Annotated in this window: 12 protein-coding genes; 11 read left to right on the top strand and 1 reads right to left on the bottom strand. The window is 40.0% G+C overall.

Annotated features, from left to right (window positions below):
- Positions 1-9: 9 nt before the first annotated feature.
- The 7 genes from tilS to ONT19_RS03740 all read left to right on the top strand — a co-directional run bounded on the left by tilS (position 10) and on the right by ONT19_RS03740 (position 13,274).
- Positions 10-1,359: a tRNA lysidine(34) synthetase TilS gene (tilS, locus tag ONT19_RS03770; protein WP_264952259.1), complete on the top strand. Its 1,350-nt coding sequence runs from the start codon at positions 10-12 to the stop codon at positions 1,357-1,359.
- Positions 1,356-3,026, top strand: a complete 1,671-nt coding sequence (locus tag ONT19_RS03765) for a GH25 family lysozyme (RefSeq protein WP_264952260.1) — start codon at positions 1,356-1,358, stop codon at positions 3,024-3,026. Before tilS ends, ONT19_RS03765 begins: the two co-directional genes overlap by 4 nt.
- A gap of 116 nt (positions 3,027-3,142) precedes the next feature.
- A complete protein-coding gene (locus ONT19_RS03760; protein WP_006846722.1) occupies positions 3,143-4,015 on the top strand; it encodes a sigma-70 family RNA polymerase sigma factor in 873 nt (290 codons plus the stop codon).
- Between the two features lie 64 nt (positions 4,016-4,079).
- Positions 4,080-6,206 (top strand): DUF5686 family protein, encoded by a 2,127-nt coding sequence (locus ONT19_RS03755; protein WP_264952261.1) that lies wholly within the window; start codon positions 4,080-4,082, stop codon positions 6,204-6,206.
- 71 nt (positions 6,207-6,277) lie between these two features.
- The gene (locus tag ONT19_RS03750; RefSeq protein WP_264952262.1) at positions 6,278-9,490 is read left to right on the top strand and encodes a UvrD-helicase domain-containing protein; all 3,213 of its coding nucleotides are present in this window, start codon (positions 6,278-6,280) and stop codon (positions 9,488-9,490) included.
- Between the two features lie 76 nt (positions 9,491-9,566).
- Positions 9,567-12,554, top strand: a complete 2,988-nt coding sequence (locus ONT19_RS03745) for a PD-(D/E)XK nuclease family protein (protein ID WP_264952263.1) — start codon at positions 9,567-9,569, stop codon at positions 12,552-12,554.
- Positions 12,555-12,656: 102 nt separating this feature from the next.
- Complete coding sequence (locus ONT19_RS03740; RefSeq protein ID WP_006846726.1) at positions 12,657-13,274, top strand: sigma-70 family RNA polymerase sigma factor; 618 nt, start codon at positions 12,657-12,659, stop codon at positions 13,272-13,274.
- A gap of 95 nt (positions 13,275-13,369) precedes the next feature.
- Here ONT19_RS03740 and ONT19_RS03735 read toward each other — a convergent pair whose 3' ends face one another.
- Positions 13,370-13,738 (bottom strand): helix-turn-helix domain-containing protein, encoded by a 369-nt coding sequence (locus ONT19_RS03735; RefSeq protein ID WP_228023599.1) that lies wholly within the window; start codon positions 13,736-13,738, stop codon positions 13,370-13,372.
- Between the two features lie 237 nt (positions 13,739-13,975).
- On the opposite strand from ONT19_RS03735, the gene ONT19_RS03730 reads away from it, so the two are divergent.
- The 4 genes from ONT19_RS03730 (at position 13,976) to ONT19_RS03715 (ending at position 19,101) form a co-directional block, all read left to right on the top strand.
- A complete protein-coding gene (locus ONT19_RS03730; protein ID WP_264952264.1) occupies positions 13,976-15,886 on the top strand; it encodes an LTA synthase family protein in 1,911 nt (636 codons plus the stop codon).
- 70 nt (positions 15,887-15,956) lie between these two features.
- Positions 15,957-16,655 (top strand): phosphatase PAP2 family protein, encoded by a 699-nt coding sequence (locus tag ONT19_RS03725; protein WP_264952265.1) that lies wholly within the window; start codon positions 15,957-15,959, stop codon positions 16,653-16,655.
- A gap of 77 nt (positions 16,656-16,732) precedes the next feature.
- Entirely contained in the window at positions 16,733-17,107 is a 375-nt protein-coding gene (locus ONT19_RS03720) for a hypothetical protein (RefSeq protein ID WP_022121194.1), read from the top strand.
- Between the two features lie 278 nt (positions 17,108-17,385).
- Complete coding sequence (locus ONT19_RS03715; RefSeq protein WP_218458349.1) at positions 17,386-19,101, top strand: glutamine--tRNA ligase/YqeY domain fusion protein; 1,716 nt, start codon at positions 17,386-17,388, stop codon at positions 19,099-19,101.
- Positions 19,102-19,133 lie beyond the last annotated feature (32 nt).

The following is a 19,133-nucleotide window of genomic DNA, read 5'->3' as shown; positions in this document are numbered from 1 at the left end:
TATCACAGAATGAACAAAATTGAAAATATCGTCAAAAAATATATTATTCACCATGGTATGTTCAAGTGGCAAACACCATATATCGTTGCCTTGTCCGGAGGAGCCGATAGCGTTGCCCTATTGCTTATCTTGAAAAATATAGGACTGAATATTTCTGCTGCGCACTGTAACTTTCACCTTCGCGGCGAAGAGAGTGACAGAGACGAGCAATTTTGTGTAAATCTGTGCCAACAACAGGGAATCAGTTTGTCTCGAATCCATTTTGATACTTATGCTTATGCCCATTTGCACAAGGTAAGTATCGAAATGGCTGCACGCAACTTACGCTACAACTATTTTGCCCAATTAGTAAAAGACTTGCATGCAGGAGGCATTTGTGTGGCCCATCATCGCGATGACAATGTAGAAACTTTACTTCTGAATCTGTTAAGAGGATCTGGAGTAGACGGATTAGCAGGCATCGCCCCCAAAAACGGAAATATTCTGCGCCCTCTTCTCTGCATCAGCCGACAGGATATATTACAATACCTAAAAGAAAAAAAGCAAGATTTTGTCACAGATTCAACAAATTTGGAAGACGATGCTTTAAGAAATAAAATTCGCCATCATGTAGTACCTCTTTTAGAAAGTATCAACCCGGCAGCAAGTGAAAATATCGCTCTCACAGCCAAATACATACGCCAAGCGAAAAGAATACTTGAGAGCATGGATAGCATCAGTACAACCGACTCTAATAGGAAAGTTATATATATCCCTAAAGTATCTGTCATGAATGCTCCAAGTCCGGAATTCATACTCCATAAAGAATTAGGCAGATATGGTTTTCATGGCAATGTCATTGATGACATCTGTGAAAGCCTCTTCAGTCAGGATCGTGGTGTCGGTAAAATCTGGAAAAACGAAGACTATATGATAGTCATCGACAGAGAACAGCTATTGATCTCTAACATAAAAGACTTGAATAACATTCAGGAGCAAAGAGCGTTCCGACTGCCAGAAGAAGGCATTTACAACATGGACGAAGGAACCCAAATCAAGATAAGAATCTTCTCGCATATGGGTGACTTCATGCCAAGCAAAGAATCGCAATGTATCACTTTGGATGCTGAAAAAGTCAGTTTCCCCCTCACCTATCGACTGGTAAAAGAAGGCGATAGATTTCAACCTTTCGGCATGAAGGGTAGCAAACTGTTGAGTGACTATATGACCGATAGGAAATTTGACTATATACAAAAGAAGACACAGCATGTATTAACTGATAGTAAAGGTGAAATCATCTGGCTTATCGGCGAACGTACGTCCGAAAAAACAAAGATTACCGAAGCCACCAAGAAAATATTGGAGGTCATCATCAAATGAAAAAGAAAATATTATATATCACAAGTTTAGTTTTCATTCTGCTGGCTGTCGCCAGCACATGGAGCTATTATTGTCTGAACCCATCAAGTGATAGAGTAAACAAGGCAAAAGCAAACATAAAAGTATACAGTCACTACGAATTAATTCAAAATGGAAAAACAATACTCCGGTTCGACGAAGACACTACGACACTGGCTGCCAACTTTATGAACCGTTGGGCGTTGATTCCTTCATGTGAAGGAAGACTTGCCGCCTGCTACAACAACAGCATCAGCCGGAATCACTATCTTGGCAAAGATGCGGATAGCATCTTTAAAGAGAAAGTTGATTCTTTAGACAGTTTGTATAGAGACTCCAAATGGAAAGTTGGAGAACTGAACTATTATATTCACTCTCATTCTGTTCTGGATGCAGGCTACAACTTTATTTGCGCTTATACCCAACACGAACTGGAACTACGCGATTCTGCCAAGAAACTGATTGATTCCCTGAAACATGTACAGAAAAAGGGACATTTCAAGTTGAAACGCTCCATTTCATATCAAGCCTATTATAAAGACGAGAACGGAAAATGGAAGAGTCAGGCATGCAAACTCATCAAAGCAATGAATAGAGAAACTGCACAAGGAAGCCGCACATTCCAACTTTTCTCAGAAACAACTCCTGAAGGGGTTAAAGCTATTTCACCTCAACTTGCAGCATCTTTAGCAACAGCTCATGGAGTCACACTTCGTCGCTCTATTGATTATACCCTCTTACCTGATTCTCTAGGATATTATCGGGGTACAACCGACAGTATCTATCGACCAAACGGTCATGGATGCTGGCAAGGATACGATGGAACCTATTATGAAGGTTACTGGAAAAACGGGAAACGTGAAGGATTCGGATTCAGCATTGCTCCCAAGAAGCCTTTACGAATAGGCGAATGGAAAAATGACCGCTATAAAGGCGAAAGACTCGTATATACATCGGAACGTATTTATGGCATTGATCTGAGCAAATACCAGCATGGAAAAGGCAGAAAAAAATATGCTATCAATTGGAACCGTTTACGCATTACACATCTTGGCCGCCTCAGCAAAAAGACAGTTTCAGGTACAGTAAACTTCCCTATTCGCTTCATCTATATCAAGAGTACAGAAGGTAAATCGCTGTTAAATCCATATTATAGAAAAGATTATCGTGATGCAAAAGCACATGGTTACAAGGTTGGAACCTATCACTTCTTTACCACCATAACACCTGCTGCCGAACAAGCACGACACTTTCTGAAACACAGTATCATTAGGAAAGGCGATTTTCCTCCTGTTCTTGATGTTGAACCGCTTCCTAGTCAAATCAAGAAAATGGGAGGGGCTGGAGTTTTGTTTGCACGCATTAGAACTTGGCTTAGAATTGTAGAAAGAACAACTGGTGTTAAGCCTATTCTTTACATCAGCCAAACTTTCGTAAATCGCTATCTGCCAAAGGCTCCCGATCTGAAACATAACTACCAGGTTTGGATTGCACGATATGGAGAGTATAAACCAGACATCCGATTGGTATATTGGCAACTCTGCCCCGACGGAAGAGTAGCAGGAATACATGGAGAGGTAGACATCAACGTGTTTAACGGATACGATGACGCTTTTCAAAGTTTTGTTAAGAACAAGACCGTAAAATAACCTTTAAATGAGTAAGTTAGGTTAATTACGTTAAAGTAAGTTATAATTCTAGTCGTGTATCAATATTTTTATTATCTTTGCGCCAATTGTGCAATGTGTAACTAAGAGGAAAGATAATGAGACAGCTTAAGATACAAAAGAGTATAACCAATCGTAATAGTGAAGCCCTCGACAAATATCTTGTAGAGATAGGTAGAGCCCCTATGGTTTCTATTGATGAAGAAATAGAATTGGCTCAAGCTATCCGCAAGGGAGGTAGAGCTGGCGAAAGAGCAAAAAATAAGTTGATTGAAGCCAACTTACGTTTTGTGGTGTCGGTAGCAAAACAATATCAGCACCAGGGACTCACCTTGACAGACTTGATTGACGAAGGAAACATCGGACTCATCAAAGCTGCAGAACGCTTCGACGAAACACGGGGGTTCAAATTTATCTCATACGCTGTATGGTGGATTCGTCAGAGTATTTTACAGGCAATAGCAGAGCAAAGCCGAATTGTTCGACTTCCTCTCAACCAGGTAGGATCACTCAATAAGGTAAACCAGGAAATTAATAAGTTTGAGCAGGAAAACCAACGTCGTCCAAGCGTTGAAGAACTTGCTGCCAGAACGGGTGTTGACGAGGACAAGATTTCTCAGAGCATGGCTGCCAGTGGTCATCATGTAAGCATCGATGCTCCATTTAGTGATGACGATGACAACTCTATGGCAGATGTAATGGCAAGCGGAGACGATGCCAGAACAGACAAGCAGGTTGACCATGAAAGTATGGCACAAGACCTAAGACAGGTTTTAAAAGTTTGCCTCAAGGATCGCGAACTGAAAATTATCTGCGCATGCTACGGAATTGGGGAAACCGAAAAGGGGCTCGAGGAAATTGGTGATAAAATGGGGCTGACCCGTGAGCGAGTTCGCCAAATAAGAGAAAAAAGCATCACCAAACTGAGAGAATCCGGGAAGATAGGAATCCTTATGAAATATCTTGGTTAGGAAAGCTGCTGTCCAAAATATTTAGCATAGTTTTTCTGCCAAGTAACATCTTAACTCATAATAGATGAAGAAATATCAAACACACATCATTTTGACGATTATCTTCTGCATGATGGCTTTTGCAGCAAATGCAAGAAGAATGTCACCGAGAGACACCTTTAGTGACTCGGTGATGTGTTTGGTATTTAAATATTCACAATCTGTTGACACAACAGGTAGAGCTGAGCACAAAAGTTATGCCTACACTAAATTTCAAATCAAAACAAACAAACGTAATGCAACGCTCATGCTAGTACCGACAATGTATGCGGTGGCTCATGGCGGTGGCAGAAGATTCATCAGCGAGTATTATAACCAAATGACGCTAGACGCAAATGGCAGACCAGTTGCCAAGCGTTTGCTGAACATAAGCACCATTCCGCATAGAAGCAACACATTGTCATCTGTTTTGAAATACATGACTCCAACGGTATATGGAGAAACACTTTTCGAAACTAATATTCTTTCTCCTTTCCACTATAAGAATCGCAGATATTATAAATATGCCGTCACCCAATTACCATTCGGCAAAGCTCAAGTCTACGTATATCCACGTCTCAAAAACACCCAAGTTATTGAAGCACGTGCCATTGTTGATTCCCAAAGCGGAAAGATAAGCATGGTAGACTTTGAGGGCGAATATGATATGACCCGTTTCTATATCTCTATTATTATGGGTAAAGACGGATTTGGTTCACTTTCTCCTGCAAGGTGCAGCATGAGAGCCAACTTCAGTTTTATGGGTAACAAGATAACGGGCATGTATACAACTGTATACGGACTGCCGAAAATATTAAGTGATTCACTCAATAATGTTGCCGACACTGCATTAATGGCAAAAGTGCGCCCTATTGAGTTAAACCAAGATGAGGCTGACATATACAGAAAATTCTACGAAAAAAGGAAACAAATAACAGATTCCTTGAATAACATCATACCAGAGAAAAACTTTGCAAAAGACATACTTTGGGATGTTATAGGTGACAATGTATTAAACAGGATTTCTCAAGGATTCGGAAAGCAAAATCAGGGCTACTTCCGTATCAGTCCTATTCTCAACCCACTCTATATGGGATACTCCGAGCGAAAAGGAATTGTATACAAGTTTGACCTGAAGGGAGGCTACAGGTTTACAGAAAATCTGGAATTGGGGCTTCGCTTTAAAGGAGGTTACAGTATGAAACAACACAGATTTTATTTCAATATACCATTGACATTCAACTATAACCCGAAGCACAATGGATATCTGAAGTTAGAAATCGGTAATGGTAATAGAATATCGAATAATCGTGTTGCACGAAAGATGTTAGGCATCAGCAAACCTGAAGATAACGATTTTCTATATCCACTATTCTCAGAATATCCAGGATTGTCATTACCGGAAATTTCAACAGATATTGATGCTAATAACAGGAAACTGACAGAGTTTAAAGATGATTATCTTCGTCTTACTAACCACTGGAGTTTCAACGACTATGTCGGTTTTGAGATTGGCTTGGTTTCACATCAACGAAAAGCTGTAGTAGAAAGTTTCTATAAACTGTTTAATTATCCAAGCAAATATGTGTCAGTAGCACCAGCTGTAGCTTTAGAACTCTTACCATGGGGTAAGAAAGGCTCCATCTTTAAAATAGACTATGAAAAGGGATGGAAAAACCTACTAGGTTCAAACATAGACTACGAACGGGTTGAAGCAGATGCACAAACTATTTTTCAAGCATCACGCCGTCAATCATATACTATAAGGTTAGGAGCTGGCTTTTATACCCGCAAAGGTGATCATTGGGACTTCGTTGACTATACCAATTTCCATGACGTCAATATTCCTGGAGGCTGGAATGATAGCTGGAGTGGAGAATTCGAATTACTGCCATCCCAATGGTATAATGCCAGTGATTATTACGTTCGCGGAAATTTCACTTATGAAGCTCCCATGATTGCAACTGCATGGCTCCCCCTGATTGGGAAATATATAGAAGCAGAGCGTCTGTATGTAAGCAGTCTTGTTGTAAACCATTTACACCCATATACAGAATGGGGATATGGAGTAACAACAAGAGCTATTACATTAGGATTCTTTGCAGCCTTCAAAAACACGAAGTTTAATGGCATAGGCTGTCGCTTCGGTTTTGAACTATTTAGAGATTGGTAATATTCATACAAGCATGGATAAAACATGATTTCTAGGGCACAATATCAATAACATCATAAAAAAATCAAAATATGAGTTCACAACTAACTGTTTATAAAGCAAGTGCAGGATCTGGTAAAACATTTACTTTGGCTCGCGAGTATATGACACTCGTGATAGCTAATCCTGCTTCCTACAGAACCATTCTTGCAGTAACCTTCACCAACAAAGCTACTGAAGAAATGAAAATGCGTATCTTAGGAAAATTATACGAAATTGCACACGGACTACCAGAAGCAAACGATTATGTAAATCAAATACAGCAGGCTTTACCGTATCTTTCATCCAAACAAATTCAGAAAAATGCAGAATCAGCACTGCATTTGCTCATACATAATTATAACTATTTCCGGGTTATGACCATCGATACGTTCTTTCAGAGTGTATTGAGAAATCTAGCACGTGAACTTGATCTGACTGCCAATTTACGGATAGAACTCAATGACTATCAAATAGAACAGCATGCCGTTGATGAACTTATAGAAAGTCTTGAAGATACCGATCGTCTACTTTTCTGGATTATGGATTATATCAAAGAAAATATTGATGATGATAAGAGTTGGAATGTCATAGGACAGATCAAGAAATTCGGTGAGAACATATTCAAGGATTATTACAAAGCTCATTCCGACAAGTTGACAGAATTGATGGAACAAGAAGATTTCTTCAAGGATTTTACCGACCGAATGAAGAAAATGCGCAATAAGGCAAAAGAGCAGCTTAAAGAAATTGCTGCTACTTTTTTCGATTCCCTTGAAGAAGAAGGTTTTACGTCAGACGACTTAGCTGGAAAAACGAGAGGTATTTGGAGCTATTTCAACAAGCTGAAAAATGGCAAATACAGTGATGATGATCTACATAATGATACTTTCTGTAAATGTCGGGAAAGTCCGGAAGCATGGGTCAAAAAATCTGATGTAAAAAATTGTACTGATATCTTCAATTATGTAGAATCGGTACTCTACCCTATTCTGCTGTTTGCAGAAGATAATCGTCCAAGACTCACCCGAATCTTCAAAAGTACCGATCTGACCATAAAGCATCTTAATCAGCTCCGCCTTTTGGGAAGCATAGATAAAAAAGTCAGGGAGATGAACAGAGAGGCAAACCGATTCCTTTTGAGCGATACTCAGACCTTGCTCAACTCACTGATAAAGGATAGCGATTCGCCATTCATCTTTGAAAAGATTGGCACTCAACTCGACCATATAATGATTGACGAGTTTCAAGATACTAGCACCATCCAATGGAAGAACTTTAAAGTGCTGCTCGAAGAAACCATGAGTAGAGAAGATGCAGGTAACCTCATTGTTGGTGACGTAAAACAAAGTATTTACAGATGGCGATCCGGCGATTGGAGACTGCTCAATAATATTGATAAAGAATTTAATAAAAGCGCGAAAAAAGTAAGCATAGAAACTTTGGGTACCAACTACCGCTCTGATAGAAACATCATTGAGTTTAATAATGCTTTTTTCACAGAAGCAGTAAAATTGGAGATTGAAGACCTGAAAGATAAATGTCCTGAGGAATGTAAACAGCTGGAAAGCGCATATAGCGATGTCTGCCAGCAAGTACCAGACCACCATTCTAATCCTAATGGTTCTATCAGTATTCAGCTCCTGGGCGGTGAAAATATTGAAGACAGAATGATGCAAACCACATTGGACACTGTAGACAAGTTGGTTGAAAGAGGTGTTCCTTGCAACAAAATAGCAATCCTGGTAAGAAGCAACCGCAACATACAGGACATTGCTGAGTATTTTATGAACCATTCCGACTATCCGTTGGTTTCAGATGAGGCATTCAGGCTGGATGCCTCCCAAGCAGTATGCACATTGGTTAACGCTCTCTACATACTGGTACACCCAAATGACAATATTGCATTAGCAACTCTCAACAAGTTTTGTGACACGTATTCTGTAGCTGGAAATATGCCGGAACAACTTTTGACCAATCGTTCTGAGTATCTGGAAATGCCACTGTTCGATCTCACAGAACGCCTTTTTGCAGAACTTAAACTTGGCGAAATAAAAGACATGATCAAGCAAACTGCCTACATTTGTACTTTTTATGATTGCTTAAGTAAATATCTCACAGATAACAGTAGTGATATCACAGGATTTCTGAAAGAGTGGGATAACCGTATTCACGAAAAAAGCATTCATAGCGATGGCGATGGAGGTATCAGATTCCTTACTATACATAAGAGTAAGGGACTGGAATACGATCATGTTATCATGCCTTACTGTGACTGGCAACTAGAAAAAGCCAACACTATCTGGTGCACACCGCAAGAAGCTCCATACAACGAGCTTCCACTGGTACCTATAGATTTCAGTGCTAAACTGATGAAGCAAAGTATATATGAAGCAGATTATAATCATGAACATCTGCAAAACATAGTCGACAATTTGAATCTGCTTTATGTAGCCTTCACACGTGCCAGTCATAACCTGATTGTAATTGGCAAACGAGCTAATAGTGCATATCGTTCTGCCATTATCGAATCTGTACTCGACAAGGTAGCCAGCCGACTTGAAGCTAATGATGTAAAGATGGAGTTAACAGGAATAGGTTCTGATGCCAAAACAGATGACATTTCTTTCTGCTATAATGAAATATATGTACCTGATTCTTCCAAGAAATCAAACGAGAAGAAGGATACAAACGTGCTCTCAGCCTATTCTCAACCTTTAGAAATTAAAATAAATGTTACGCCTGAAATGCCAGAATTCAGACAGAGTAACCAGAGCCGTGACTTTATAAAGCGTGATGAAACAGAAGAACAACAGAAGTTTTATATCAAAATGGGTACCATTTTGCACAACCTCTTTTCTACAATCCGCACGGTTGATGATATTGATGGAGCCCTGAAACAGTTGGAGTTAGACGGACTTTTATACGATCAAGACCTCACACCAGAGAAAATAAAGGAGATGATCAGGAAAAGACTTGAATCACCAAAGGTCGCAAAATGGTTTGATAAGGAACTGACCATACTAAATGAATGTTCTATCCTGACAGTTGAAAATGGAAAAGTGGCAGAATACCGTCCAGACCGCGTGATGCAAAACTCAAGAAAAGAAACCATCGTGGTAGACTTCAAATTCGGTAAACAGAAAGTAGAACACCATGAACAGGTTAGAAAATACATCGGCTTGTTAAAAAGTATGGGACATCACCGAGTAAAAGGTTATCTATGGTATGTATACCCTAACAGAATAGTTGAAGTAATAAAATAATATGGTTCTATTGCCCCTTTCCAAAAAGTAGGGCAACATAAAGAACAGTTGCAAACATTGAAAAGTCCATTAAGATATGAAAGCATTTTTAAAATATGTAGCAAGAGATATTCTCGAGAAATACGGAAACAATCTCAGCGACATTGCCGTCGTGTTTCCAAATAAACGCGCCGCTCTTTTCCTCAACGAGAGTCTGGCCCGTTTGACTGATCACCCTATCTGGTCGCCATCTTACATAACTATCAGCGACCTTTTTCGCAAACATAGCACATTGAAAGTTGGAGACCCAATCAAACTTGTTTGCGATTTACATAAAACATTCGTAGCCTGCACTGGTATTGATGAGACCCTAGACCATTTTTATGGATGGGGACAACTTCTTATCACAGATTTTGACGATATTGATAAAAACATGGCAGAAGCAGAAAAACTCTTTGCCAATCTTAGCAATATACATGAACTTGATGACATCTCATATCTTACAGAAGAACAGAAAACGCTGATTAAGAAATTTTTCAGCAATTTCAACGATGATCACAACTCAGAACTCAAAAAGAGATTTCTACAATTATGGAGCCATTTTCTTGATATCTATAAGCAGTTCAACATGCGTCTTGAAGAACAAGGATTGGCTTATGAGGGGGCTCTATACAGGAAAGTTGTAAATGATGAAAATATCAAATTCCAACACAAGAAATATCTCTTTGTCGGTTTTAATATGATGCAAGTAGTAGAACGGAAACTCTGCGACCGCTTGATGAAAGAGGGTAAAGCACATTTCTATTGGGACTACGATGACTATTATATGCAAAACAATCATGAGGCAGGTCACTACATTCGTGAATATCTCAAATATTATCCTAACGAATTGAATGATATGCCTCCTCAGGATCTTCGTGAAATTTATCATAACTTTGATAACAATAAAGACATTACATACATATCGACATCTACAGAAAACATTCAGGCCCGTTATGTAAACCAATGGCTTAAAGAAAAGAAACGCTATAAATATGGAAAAAAAGTGGCTATAGTATTAGCCGATGAAGGATTGTTGCAAAGTGTAATACATAGTCTTCCTACAAACGAAGACATCAAGTCGTTGCCAGATTATTCTGAGAACGACAAGTTAGCATATAATATAACATTGGGTTATCCGCTTCAACAGACACCATTCTACAGTTTGCTGCAACAGCTCATCAAGTTGCAGGGCGTAGGTCACCCCAAACATAGTAATAACTATCGCTTACATAATGTGCTCATGGTGCTCCGTCATCCATACACACGCTATATTTCTCAAAACTATAGCAAACTCTTGAGCGCTCTTGACGAGCAGAAGCAGTTCTATCCTACCCGCCAATTCCTAAGCATGGATGGTGATGAAGGTTTGTCACTGCTTTTCAAAGATTTGGATGAGACTGCAACAGAAAATGAATACAACTTGAGACTCATCCAGTATCTGCTGGATATTTTGAAGACAATAGGTGTGAATAGCAAAGAACAGGACGATCCTTTATTCCAGGAATCGCTCTTCAGAACTTATACCTTATTAAACCGTCTGCAAGAACTCATCCAGACAGGAGACTTAGCAGTAGACAGCATCACTCTGGAACGACTCATCCAACAGCTCATCCAGTCAACAAGTATTCCTTTCCATGGTGAACCTGCAGAAGGAATACAGGTAATGGGTGTATTGGAAACTCGAAATCTGGATTTCGAGCATATCTTAGTACTCTCATGCAACGAAGGGAAACTGCCGAAAGGCGTGAACGATGCTTCATTTATTCCCTATTCATTGAGAAAGGCATACGGCTTGACTACGGTAGATAACAAAGTAGCCATATACGCCTATTATTTTCACAGTCTGCTCCAACGCTCACACGACATCACTTTATGTTACAATAACGCAACAGAAGATGGCCAATCGGGTGAGATGAGCCGTTTTATGCTACAACTCCTGGTAGAAAGCCATCATGACATCGAGCGCTTTTCTTTGGTTGCAGGACAAAACACACTGCGTCCTACTTATGAACCAATAGAGAAAAAACTGCATACGCTCAGCCAGCTCAAGAATTTGAAAATGCTTACGCCAACATTTTTGAATACCTATTTGAGATGTGAAAAGCAATTCTACTATAAATATGTAGAAGGACTGATTGAGCCAGATGAAATGGATGAGGACGAAGTAGACAACAAAGTATTTGGAAATATATTCCATCGTGCAGCAGAACTGTTCTATCTGGGATTAGCAAGCAGCGATGCTCTGACAACCGACGGTAAAGGAGAACTCAAACTGACTCGTCCTATCGTTGTATCAAAAGAGCAATTAGAGCAAGCCTTAAAAGATGAATCGCTTGTTTATCGACTGGTAGATCAGGCGTTCAGAGAAGAACTCTTTAAAGTTAGCGCTGCAGGGTATCGTCCAAAATATAATGGTCTGCAACTGATCAATAAAGAAGTAATAGCAAGATATATCCGGCAACTTGTCACGATAGATATGCGCCAGGCTCCATTCACCATACTCGGATTAGAGCTGGTTGTAAAAACAGACGTCGAAGTAGAAACAAGTATCGGCAATTTATCTCTGTCAATAGGAGGTTTTATCGACCGACTGGACGCTGTTGCAGCTAACGGTAATGCAAATGGCAATAATCTTGCAGAACGAATCCGCGTAATAGACTATAAAACAGGACGTATTTCAACAACACGTCCAAGAGAACTGAGCGAAGTGTTTGATCCATCCATGCTCAACAAGCATACAGATTATTATTTACAATCTATGCTCTACTCGATTATTGTAAGCCACAACAGGAATCTGAATCCGGCTCAAGAGCCCGTATCTCCAGGCTTGTTGTTTATACAAAATGCAGGAGCAGAAGATTATGATCCGACATTAAAAATGGGCAAGGAACTCATCAGTAGCATAGATGTATACGAAGAAGAGTTTATGAAACAACTGAAAGTTCTCATCGCCAACATCTTTGACAAGGACCAACCATTCCGGCCTACAGATGATAAGCATCGTTGCGAATACTGTCCATACGCAGCTTTATGCAAATCATAGAAACATATATAATATGTGGAAACCAAAATGATTGGTTAAAATGCGCAAAATACTTGCTTTTTTGAATTATTCTATGTATATTTGCAAAAAGAATTATTGAGTATGACAGAAAAAGAAATAAACAAGATAGTTAGTGAGAACTTAAACTATGTAAAATCAGTAGCCAACCAGTATAAAGGTAAAGGCGTTGAGTTTGATGACTTGGTTAGCGAAGGAACGCTGGCAATGCTTATGGCAGCCAGAAAGTTCCAAGCCGACCGGGGCACCGATTTTGTGGCTTATGCCGGTCCATTCGTTCACAAGGCTATATCACAGGCCATCGATAAACAATCAGGACTTTATCGTTTACCGAAAGACCAGAAGAAATTTGCCCCAAGAAACGCAGACAAGGCTGTATCTGTAGATGCGCCACTAAGCGCAAACAATCCGTATACCCTATTAGACATATTAAACGATCCGGATGTAAAGATTGCAGATGATACCCTGAATATAGAAATGATGAAGAAAAAGATGGCAGAAAGCATTGCAGATTTATTGCCACGAGAGAAAGAAATCATCACCAAATTCTATGGTATAGGTGTTCCTAAAGAAACGATGGCTGAAATTGCTGAAGATATGGGGCTCAAACGCGAGCGAGTTCGCCAGATACGAAATCTGACCATACGCAGATTGAACAGGAGTATCCGCCACCAGGCATTGAGAAACTACTTCAAGAGGTAACTCGCAATAGTTTGTAAAAACAAAAAGGAGGGTGAATCATTAACTTTTGATACACCCTCCTTTTTGTTTCATGTTCTAGTTATTAACAATTAAACTTACTCCAATCCCTTAAAATGATTAGCACGATATTGACGAGGAGTAACGCCTATTCGCTTGAAGAAATTAGCATAGAAACTCTGACGAGTATTGAAACCAGCCATTTCGCTGATACCTTCTACACTCATTCTTGCATAACGCTTATCGGTAAGTAAAGACATAGCATCGTTTACTCGATAATCATTCACCAACTCGGCATAATTCTTATGAAATCGAGTTGCGCATACAGCAGAAATATAGCGAGAGTTAGTATTCAAATCCTCTGCAAGTTTCTTGGAACTATAGTCTGGGTCCTTGTACTTTCTTTCAGTAACAAGAACACGGATTATCTCGTCGCGAAGGCGGTCCTTAGTTTCTTCACTCAGCATAGATTGATATCTTGCTATTTTTTCTTTTTTAGGTTGAATATTGTACTTAGCCATAGTTATGTTATAAAATTTATTACAACAAAGGTACGACTTTTATTTAGAACGACCAAATTTTTTCTCACTTTTTTGAAAAATAAACACAAAAAAGTCGTTTATATGAAATAAAATGGTTATTTTTGCATTAATTTTCAAGCTCAAAGCCGAGTATATCATAATTATTAGTCAAGAAGCATAGATATGAAGCAAATATTGTGGTTTATAAAAACGTATTTTACGTTTGTCATTTTGTTCAGTATTCAGAAACCATTTTTCATGATATTGGAAAAGGCTTCTGCTACACAACCTATCGATAATATCTGGAGCGAAATGCCTACAGTGATGTGGTACGGTTTATCACTCGACCTCTCTATGGCTGGTTACCTCACCGCACTACCGGGTTTGTTGCTCATCGCAATGATTTGGTTTCGTAAGGAGATTATACGTCCCATTCTGAATGCTTATTATATACTGGCATCTTTCCTGGTTTCCATTACATTCGTACTGAATGCAGGATTATATCCATATTGGAACTTCCCGCTAGATAGCACTCCATTATATTATTTCTTTACTTCGCCAAAGGATGCACTTGCAAGTGTTGGAGGGCTTTACATCTTTTTTGCTCTCCTCATCACTATGCTGCTTACCATAGCCGTCTGGTTCGCACTCCGCATGCCTCATACCCAGAAGCGCTATTCCAGCAGATACAGCAACTATGGTTTTGGAGATTTCGGCAGTGGTCGCAGAACGCGCTACTCTGACATAGAGCATCATCGTATGCGCCATTCTCTTATTCTGTTGCTGCTTACTGCCCTTCTCTTCATCCCTATCAGAGGAGGATTTACTGTATCTACAACAAATACAGGAAAGGCATATTTCAGCCAAAATGCGTTTTTGAATCATGCTGCCGTCAATCCGATGTTCAGCCTGTTTGAATCACTGACCCATCAGGAAGATTTTGCATCGCAATACCGATACATGTCAGAAGAAGAAGCTAACAAGCTCTTTGCTCAAATGGTAAGTTCAAGCGACCAGAACACCTACCCGCTCCTGAATGAAGAAGCTCGGAAAAACGGAAAGCCGGATATACTTATTATTATTATGGAAAGCTTTGCCAACGACATCATGCCTTCCGTCGGAACACATAAAGACGTAGCGGTCTGCTTGGACTCAATAGCCAAAAAGGGAATTTTCTTCCCAAGATTCTATTCCAACACTTTCCGCACGGATCGTGGTCTGGTTGCTGTTTTGAGCGGTTATCCTGCACAACCTACAACCAGCATCATGCGCTACCCGGCAAAATCTGCACAATTACCATCATTGGCACGTTCATTGGCTAAAGCAAAGCATTACGGCAATGCATATTATTATGGTGGTGATGTTGATTTTGCCAACCAACGCTCTTGGCTGGTTTCCCAGGGCTATGAGAGAATCATTTCAGATAGTGATTTCCCTATAGAAGACAAATTGAGCAAATGGGGAGTACACGATCATATCGTAGCCAACCGGCTGCTTGCAGACCTCAGGAAAGAACAGAATGCCAAACAGCCTATGCTGAGAGTATTCCAGACATCAAGCAGTCATGAGCCATTCGATGTACCATATAGCAGACTGAAAGACAAGCGTTTAAATGCATTTGCTTACACTGATAGTGTCATAGGTCATCTTCTGCGTGAATACAGCAAATTGCCTAGATGGAAAAATACTTTGGTATTACTCGTTGCCGATCATGTTGGCGCATACAAAGAACATCTTGACAACTTTGACCGCAGCCGCTATCAGATTCCACTTATCATGACCGGTGGAGCAATAGCTCGCCCAATGAATGTTAAGCTCATAGGAAGTCAGCATGATATAGCAGCTACACTGCTCGGACAATTAGGCATTCCTCACAAAGACTTCTTGTTCAGCAAGAATATGTTGAGTGATGCTACTCCTAAATTTGCATTCTTTGATGTACCCGATGCTTTCGGCATGGTATCAGAGGAGAACTCTATCATCTACGACAATAAATCCAAAAAGGTTGTTTATGATAAAGGCAAAAAAGGTTATAACCTGAAGCGAGGCATGGCTTATCTACAGAAGTTGTACGATGACTTGAGTGCAAAATAGCCCAAACGACAGGGCAACAGATTATCAGAAACAAGAAAGCGAACATTACAGAATTTCATAAAGAAAGACTATGATAGAATTACTTCATCAAATAGAACAGATTGATACGCAGATTTTTCTGTTTTTCAATGGTTTTCACAACGTGTATTGGGATTACTTCATGATGATTTTCTCAGACCGTTTTGTATGGGTTCCGTTCTATGCCAGTTTTATCTTTGTACTGCTAAAGAATTTTCCTGTCAAGGTTGTGATGAGCACTATAGTTGTCATCACTCTGATTATCTTGTTTTCAGACCAGACTGCATCAGGAATTCTGAAGCCATTAGTAGCAAGAATGCGTCCCAGCAATCCTGATAATCCTATCAGTCCGATGGTACATGTTGTTCAAGGATATCGGGGTGGCAGATATGGTTTCCCATCTTCTCATGCAGCCAATGCATGGAGCATGGCCTTCTTTGCACAATATCTGGTTCGCCGGAGCAAACTCACGATATTCTTATGCCTATGGGCATTGATAACCAGTTATTCCCGAATGTATCTCGGTGTACACTATTTTGGCGACATCCTGATTGGTACCCTCATTGGTTTTCTCTATGCCACCTTATATTATTATATATTTCAGTATTTTTTAAGGAAGCATACCGAACGTTTTAAGACCAACCACGACATCAGATTTGCAAGCGTCCCTATCATTACGGGGCTCGTTTCTATTTGGGTAATCATTTGTACCAGTGGAATACTATCATTCTATAGCATACCACTGAGATAAACAAATGTATAAAAAGAGTTAGCTTATAAAAACGGTTTAGATTATACATTATTATTAACATATAAAATTTAAAGATTATGAAGAAATTATCAATTCTTGCATTTGCTATGGGCCTGATAGCTTTCACAGCATGTTCTGAGAAAAAGGCACCAGCACCAGCTCAGGCAGAACAGACTGTTGTAACCGATTCTGCATTTCAGGCTGCCGCAGCCGGTGAATATAAGAGCGCAGATGGTGAGCGTAGTGTAACTTTGAACAGTGATTTCTCTGTTAAAGTAAAAGGCCTTAACAAGGAATTTTACAAGTGGGAATTGCCAGCTAAGCCAGAAGGTAAAGCAGCTGTGATTATCCTGAGCCGCAAGGGTCTCGATGCCGATGTTCAGGAGCAGGCAACACTCGATACAGAAGAAGGTTCAATCATTATTAAGAACGAAACATTCCGCAAAAAGTAATAGAATATGAACCTGGTATAAAAAGCAGAACGCCCTCGCTTCACAGCGAAGGCGTTCTTTTTGGTATTAGTTTCATTTAAGGTAAAAAGATTGTATTCAGGATAACGATGCAAAGATAGACATATTTTTCGAAACGAACGAATCTTTTTATATGTTTAAAAACATATTTTGTGAATTATTGCTCCCAAAACAAAATTATCTGCCAGATAATTTCGGTACTTACAATTAAATTTGTATCTTTGCACCATAAATTTAAAAATTATTCTTTTTATTGAATTATGGCAATTAATGAAGAAAACAATTTGGAAGAGAAGAAAAGTATCTCTTTCGTAGAACAGTTAGTTGAGGAAGACCTCAAAGAAGGCAAAAACGGAGGACGAATCCAGACTCGTTTTCCGCCAGAGCCTAATGGTTATCTGCATATCGGCCATGCCAAAGCTATCTGCATGGACTTTGGTGTTGCAGAGAAATATAATGGTGTTTGCAATCTTCGTTTTGATGACACTAACCCTAGCAAGGAAAACAATGAATATGTAGAGAATATTCTTCAAGACATCCAGTGGCTCGGTTTCAAGTGGGGCAATATCTACTATGCTTCTGACTACTTTGAGAAGCTTTGGGATTTTGCTGTCTGGATGATCAAGAAGGGCAATGCATATATAGATGAACAAACTGCTGAAGAAATAGCACAGCAGAAGGGTACTCCTACCTCTCCGGGTACTGCTAGTCCATACCGTGATCGCCCAATCGAAGAAAGCCTTGCTTTGTTTGAGAAGATGAATACTCCTGAGGCCGTAGAAGGCAGCATGGTTCTTCGCGCAAAACTCGATATGGCGAATCCAAACATGCATTTCCGCGATCCTATCATGTATCGTATCATCCAAACTCCTCATCACCGTACAGGAACAAAATGGCATGCATATCCTATGTATGATTTCGCTCACGGACAGAGTGACTACTTTGAAGGGGTAACCCACTCTATCTGTACATTGGAATTTGTACCTCACCGTCCGCTTTACGATAAGTTCATCGACTTCTTGAAGGAGAAGGACGGAACTGCAGATGTATTAAACGACAATCGTCCACGTCAGATTGAGTTCAACCGATTGAACCTCACTTATACAGTAATGAGCAAGCGTAAGCTTCACCAGCTGGTTGATGAGAAACTGGTTATCGGATGGGACGACCCACGTATGCCTACTCTTTGCGGAATGCGCCGTCGCGGTTACTCTCCTGAGAGTATTCGTATGTTTATCGACAGTATCGGTTATACTAAGTTCGATGCTCTCAACGATATGGCCTTACTCGAAGCATCTGTTAGAGAAGACTTGAACAAGAAAGCATGTCGTGTGAGTGCAGTACTTGATCCTGTAAAACTCGTAATTACCAACTATCCGGAAGGTGAAACAGAGGAAATGGAAGCAATCAATAATCCGGAAAATGAAGCTGATGGCACACACACCATCACATTCTCTAAGAATCTCTGGATAGAGCGTGCTGACTTTATGGAAGATGCTCCTAAAAAATTCTTCCGAATGACTCCGGGTAAAGAAGTTCGTCTGAAGAATGCTTACATCGTTAAGTGCACAGGATGCACAAAGGACGAAAATGGCGTTATCACTGAGATTCAGGCTGAATACGATCCTATCAGTAAGAGCGGCATGGAAGGTGCCAACCGTAAGGTTAAGGGTACATTGCATTGGGTATCAGCTGATCACTGCGTAAAGGCAGAGGTGCGCGAATACGACCGTCTCTTTATGGTAGAAAATCCATCTGCTGATGAGCGTGATTTCCACGAGTTGCTCAACCCAGACAGTTTCCACGACTATCCTAATTGCTATGTTGAGGAATATGCAGCCAGCAAGAAGCCAGGTGAATATCTCCAGTTCCAGCGTATCGGTTATTTCATGGCCGATCTTGATTCTACTGCAGAAAAACCAGTATTCAACAAAACCGTTGGTTTGAAGGATACATGGGCAAAACAGAATAAATAAATCACCTATATCTGTCTCAGTTTCAACAGCTG

This window comes from Segatella copri, assembly GCF_026015625.1.
Taxonomy (GTDB): domain Bacteria; phylum Bacteroidota; class Bacteroidia; order Bacteroidales; family Bacteroidaceae; genus Prevotella; species Prevotella copri_H.
The sequence above is the reverse complement of the archived record's forward strand: the minus strand, read 5'-3'. Positions and strand labels throughout refer to the sequence as shown.

Excerpts from the sequence above, each read along its gene's own strand:
- ONT19_RS03745 (WP_264952263.1), top strand. The coding sequence starts at position 9,567 with ATGAAAGCATTTTTAAAATATGTAGCAAGAGATATTCTCGAGAAATAC.
- ONT19_RS03765 (WP_264952260.1), top strand. The coding sequence starts at position 1,356 with ATGAAAAAGAAAATATTATATATCACAAGTTTAGTTTTCATTCTGCTG.
- ONT19_RS03730 (WP_264952264.1), top strand. The coding sequence starts at position 13,976 with ATGAAGCAAATATTGTGGTTTATAAAAACGTATTTTACGTTTGTCATT.
- ONT19_RS03760 (WP_006846722.1), top strand. The coding sequence starts at position 3,143 with ATGAGACAGCTTAAGATACAAAAGAGTATAACCAATCGTAATAGTGAA.
- tilS (WP_264952259.1), top strand. The coding sequence starts at position 10 with ATGAACAAAATTGAAAATATCGTCAAAAAATATATTATTCACCATGGT.
- ONT19_RS03720 (WP_022121194.1), top strand. The coding sequence starts at position 16,733 with ATGAAGAAATTATCAATTCTTGCATTTGCTATGGGCCTGATAGCTTTC.
- ONT19_RS03735 (WP_228023599.1), bottom strand. The coding sequence starts at position 13,738 with ATGCTGAGTGAAGAAACTAAGGACCGCCTTCGCGACGAGATAATCCGT.
- ONT19_RS03725 (WP_264952265.1), top strand. The coding sequence starts at position 15,957 with ATGATAGAATTACTTCATCAAATAGAACAGATTGATACGCAGATTTTT.
- ONT19_RS03755 (WP_264952261.1), top strand. The coding sequence starts at position 4,080 with ATGAAGAAATATCAAACACACATCATTTTGACGATTATCTTCTGCATG.
- ONT19_RS03715 (WP_218458349.1), top strand. The coding sequence starts at position 17,386 with ATGGCAATTAATGAAGAAAACAATTTGGAAGAGAAGAAAAGTATCTCT.
- ONT19_RS03750 (WP_264952262.1), top strand. The coding sequence starts at position 6,278 with ATGAGTTCACAACTAACTGTTTATAAAGCAAGTGCAGGATCTGGTAAA.
- ONT19_RS03740 (WP_006846726.1), top strand. The coding sequence starts at position 12,657 with ATGACAGAAAAAGAAATAAACAAGATAGTTAGTGAGAACTTAAACTAT.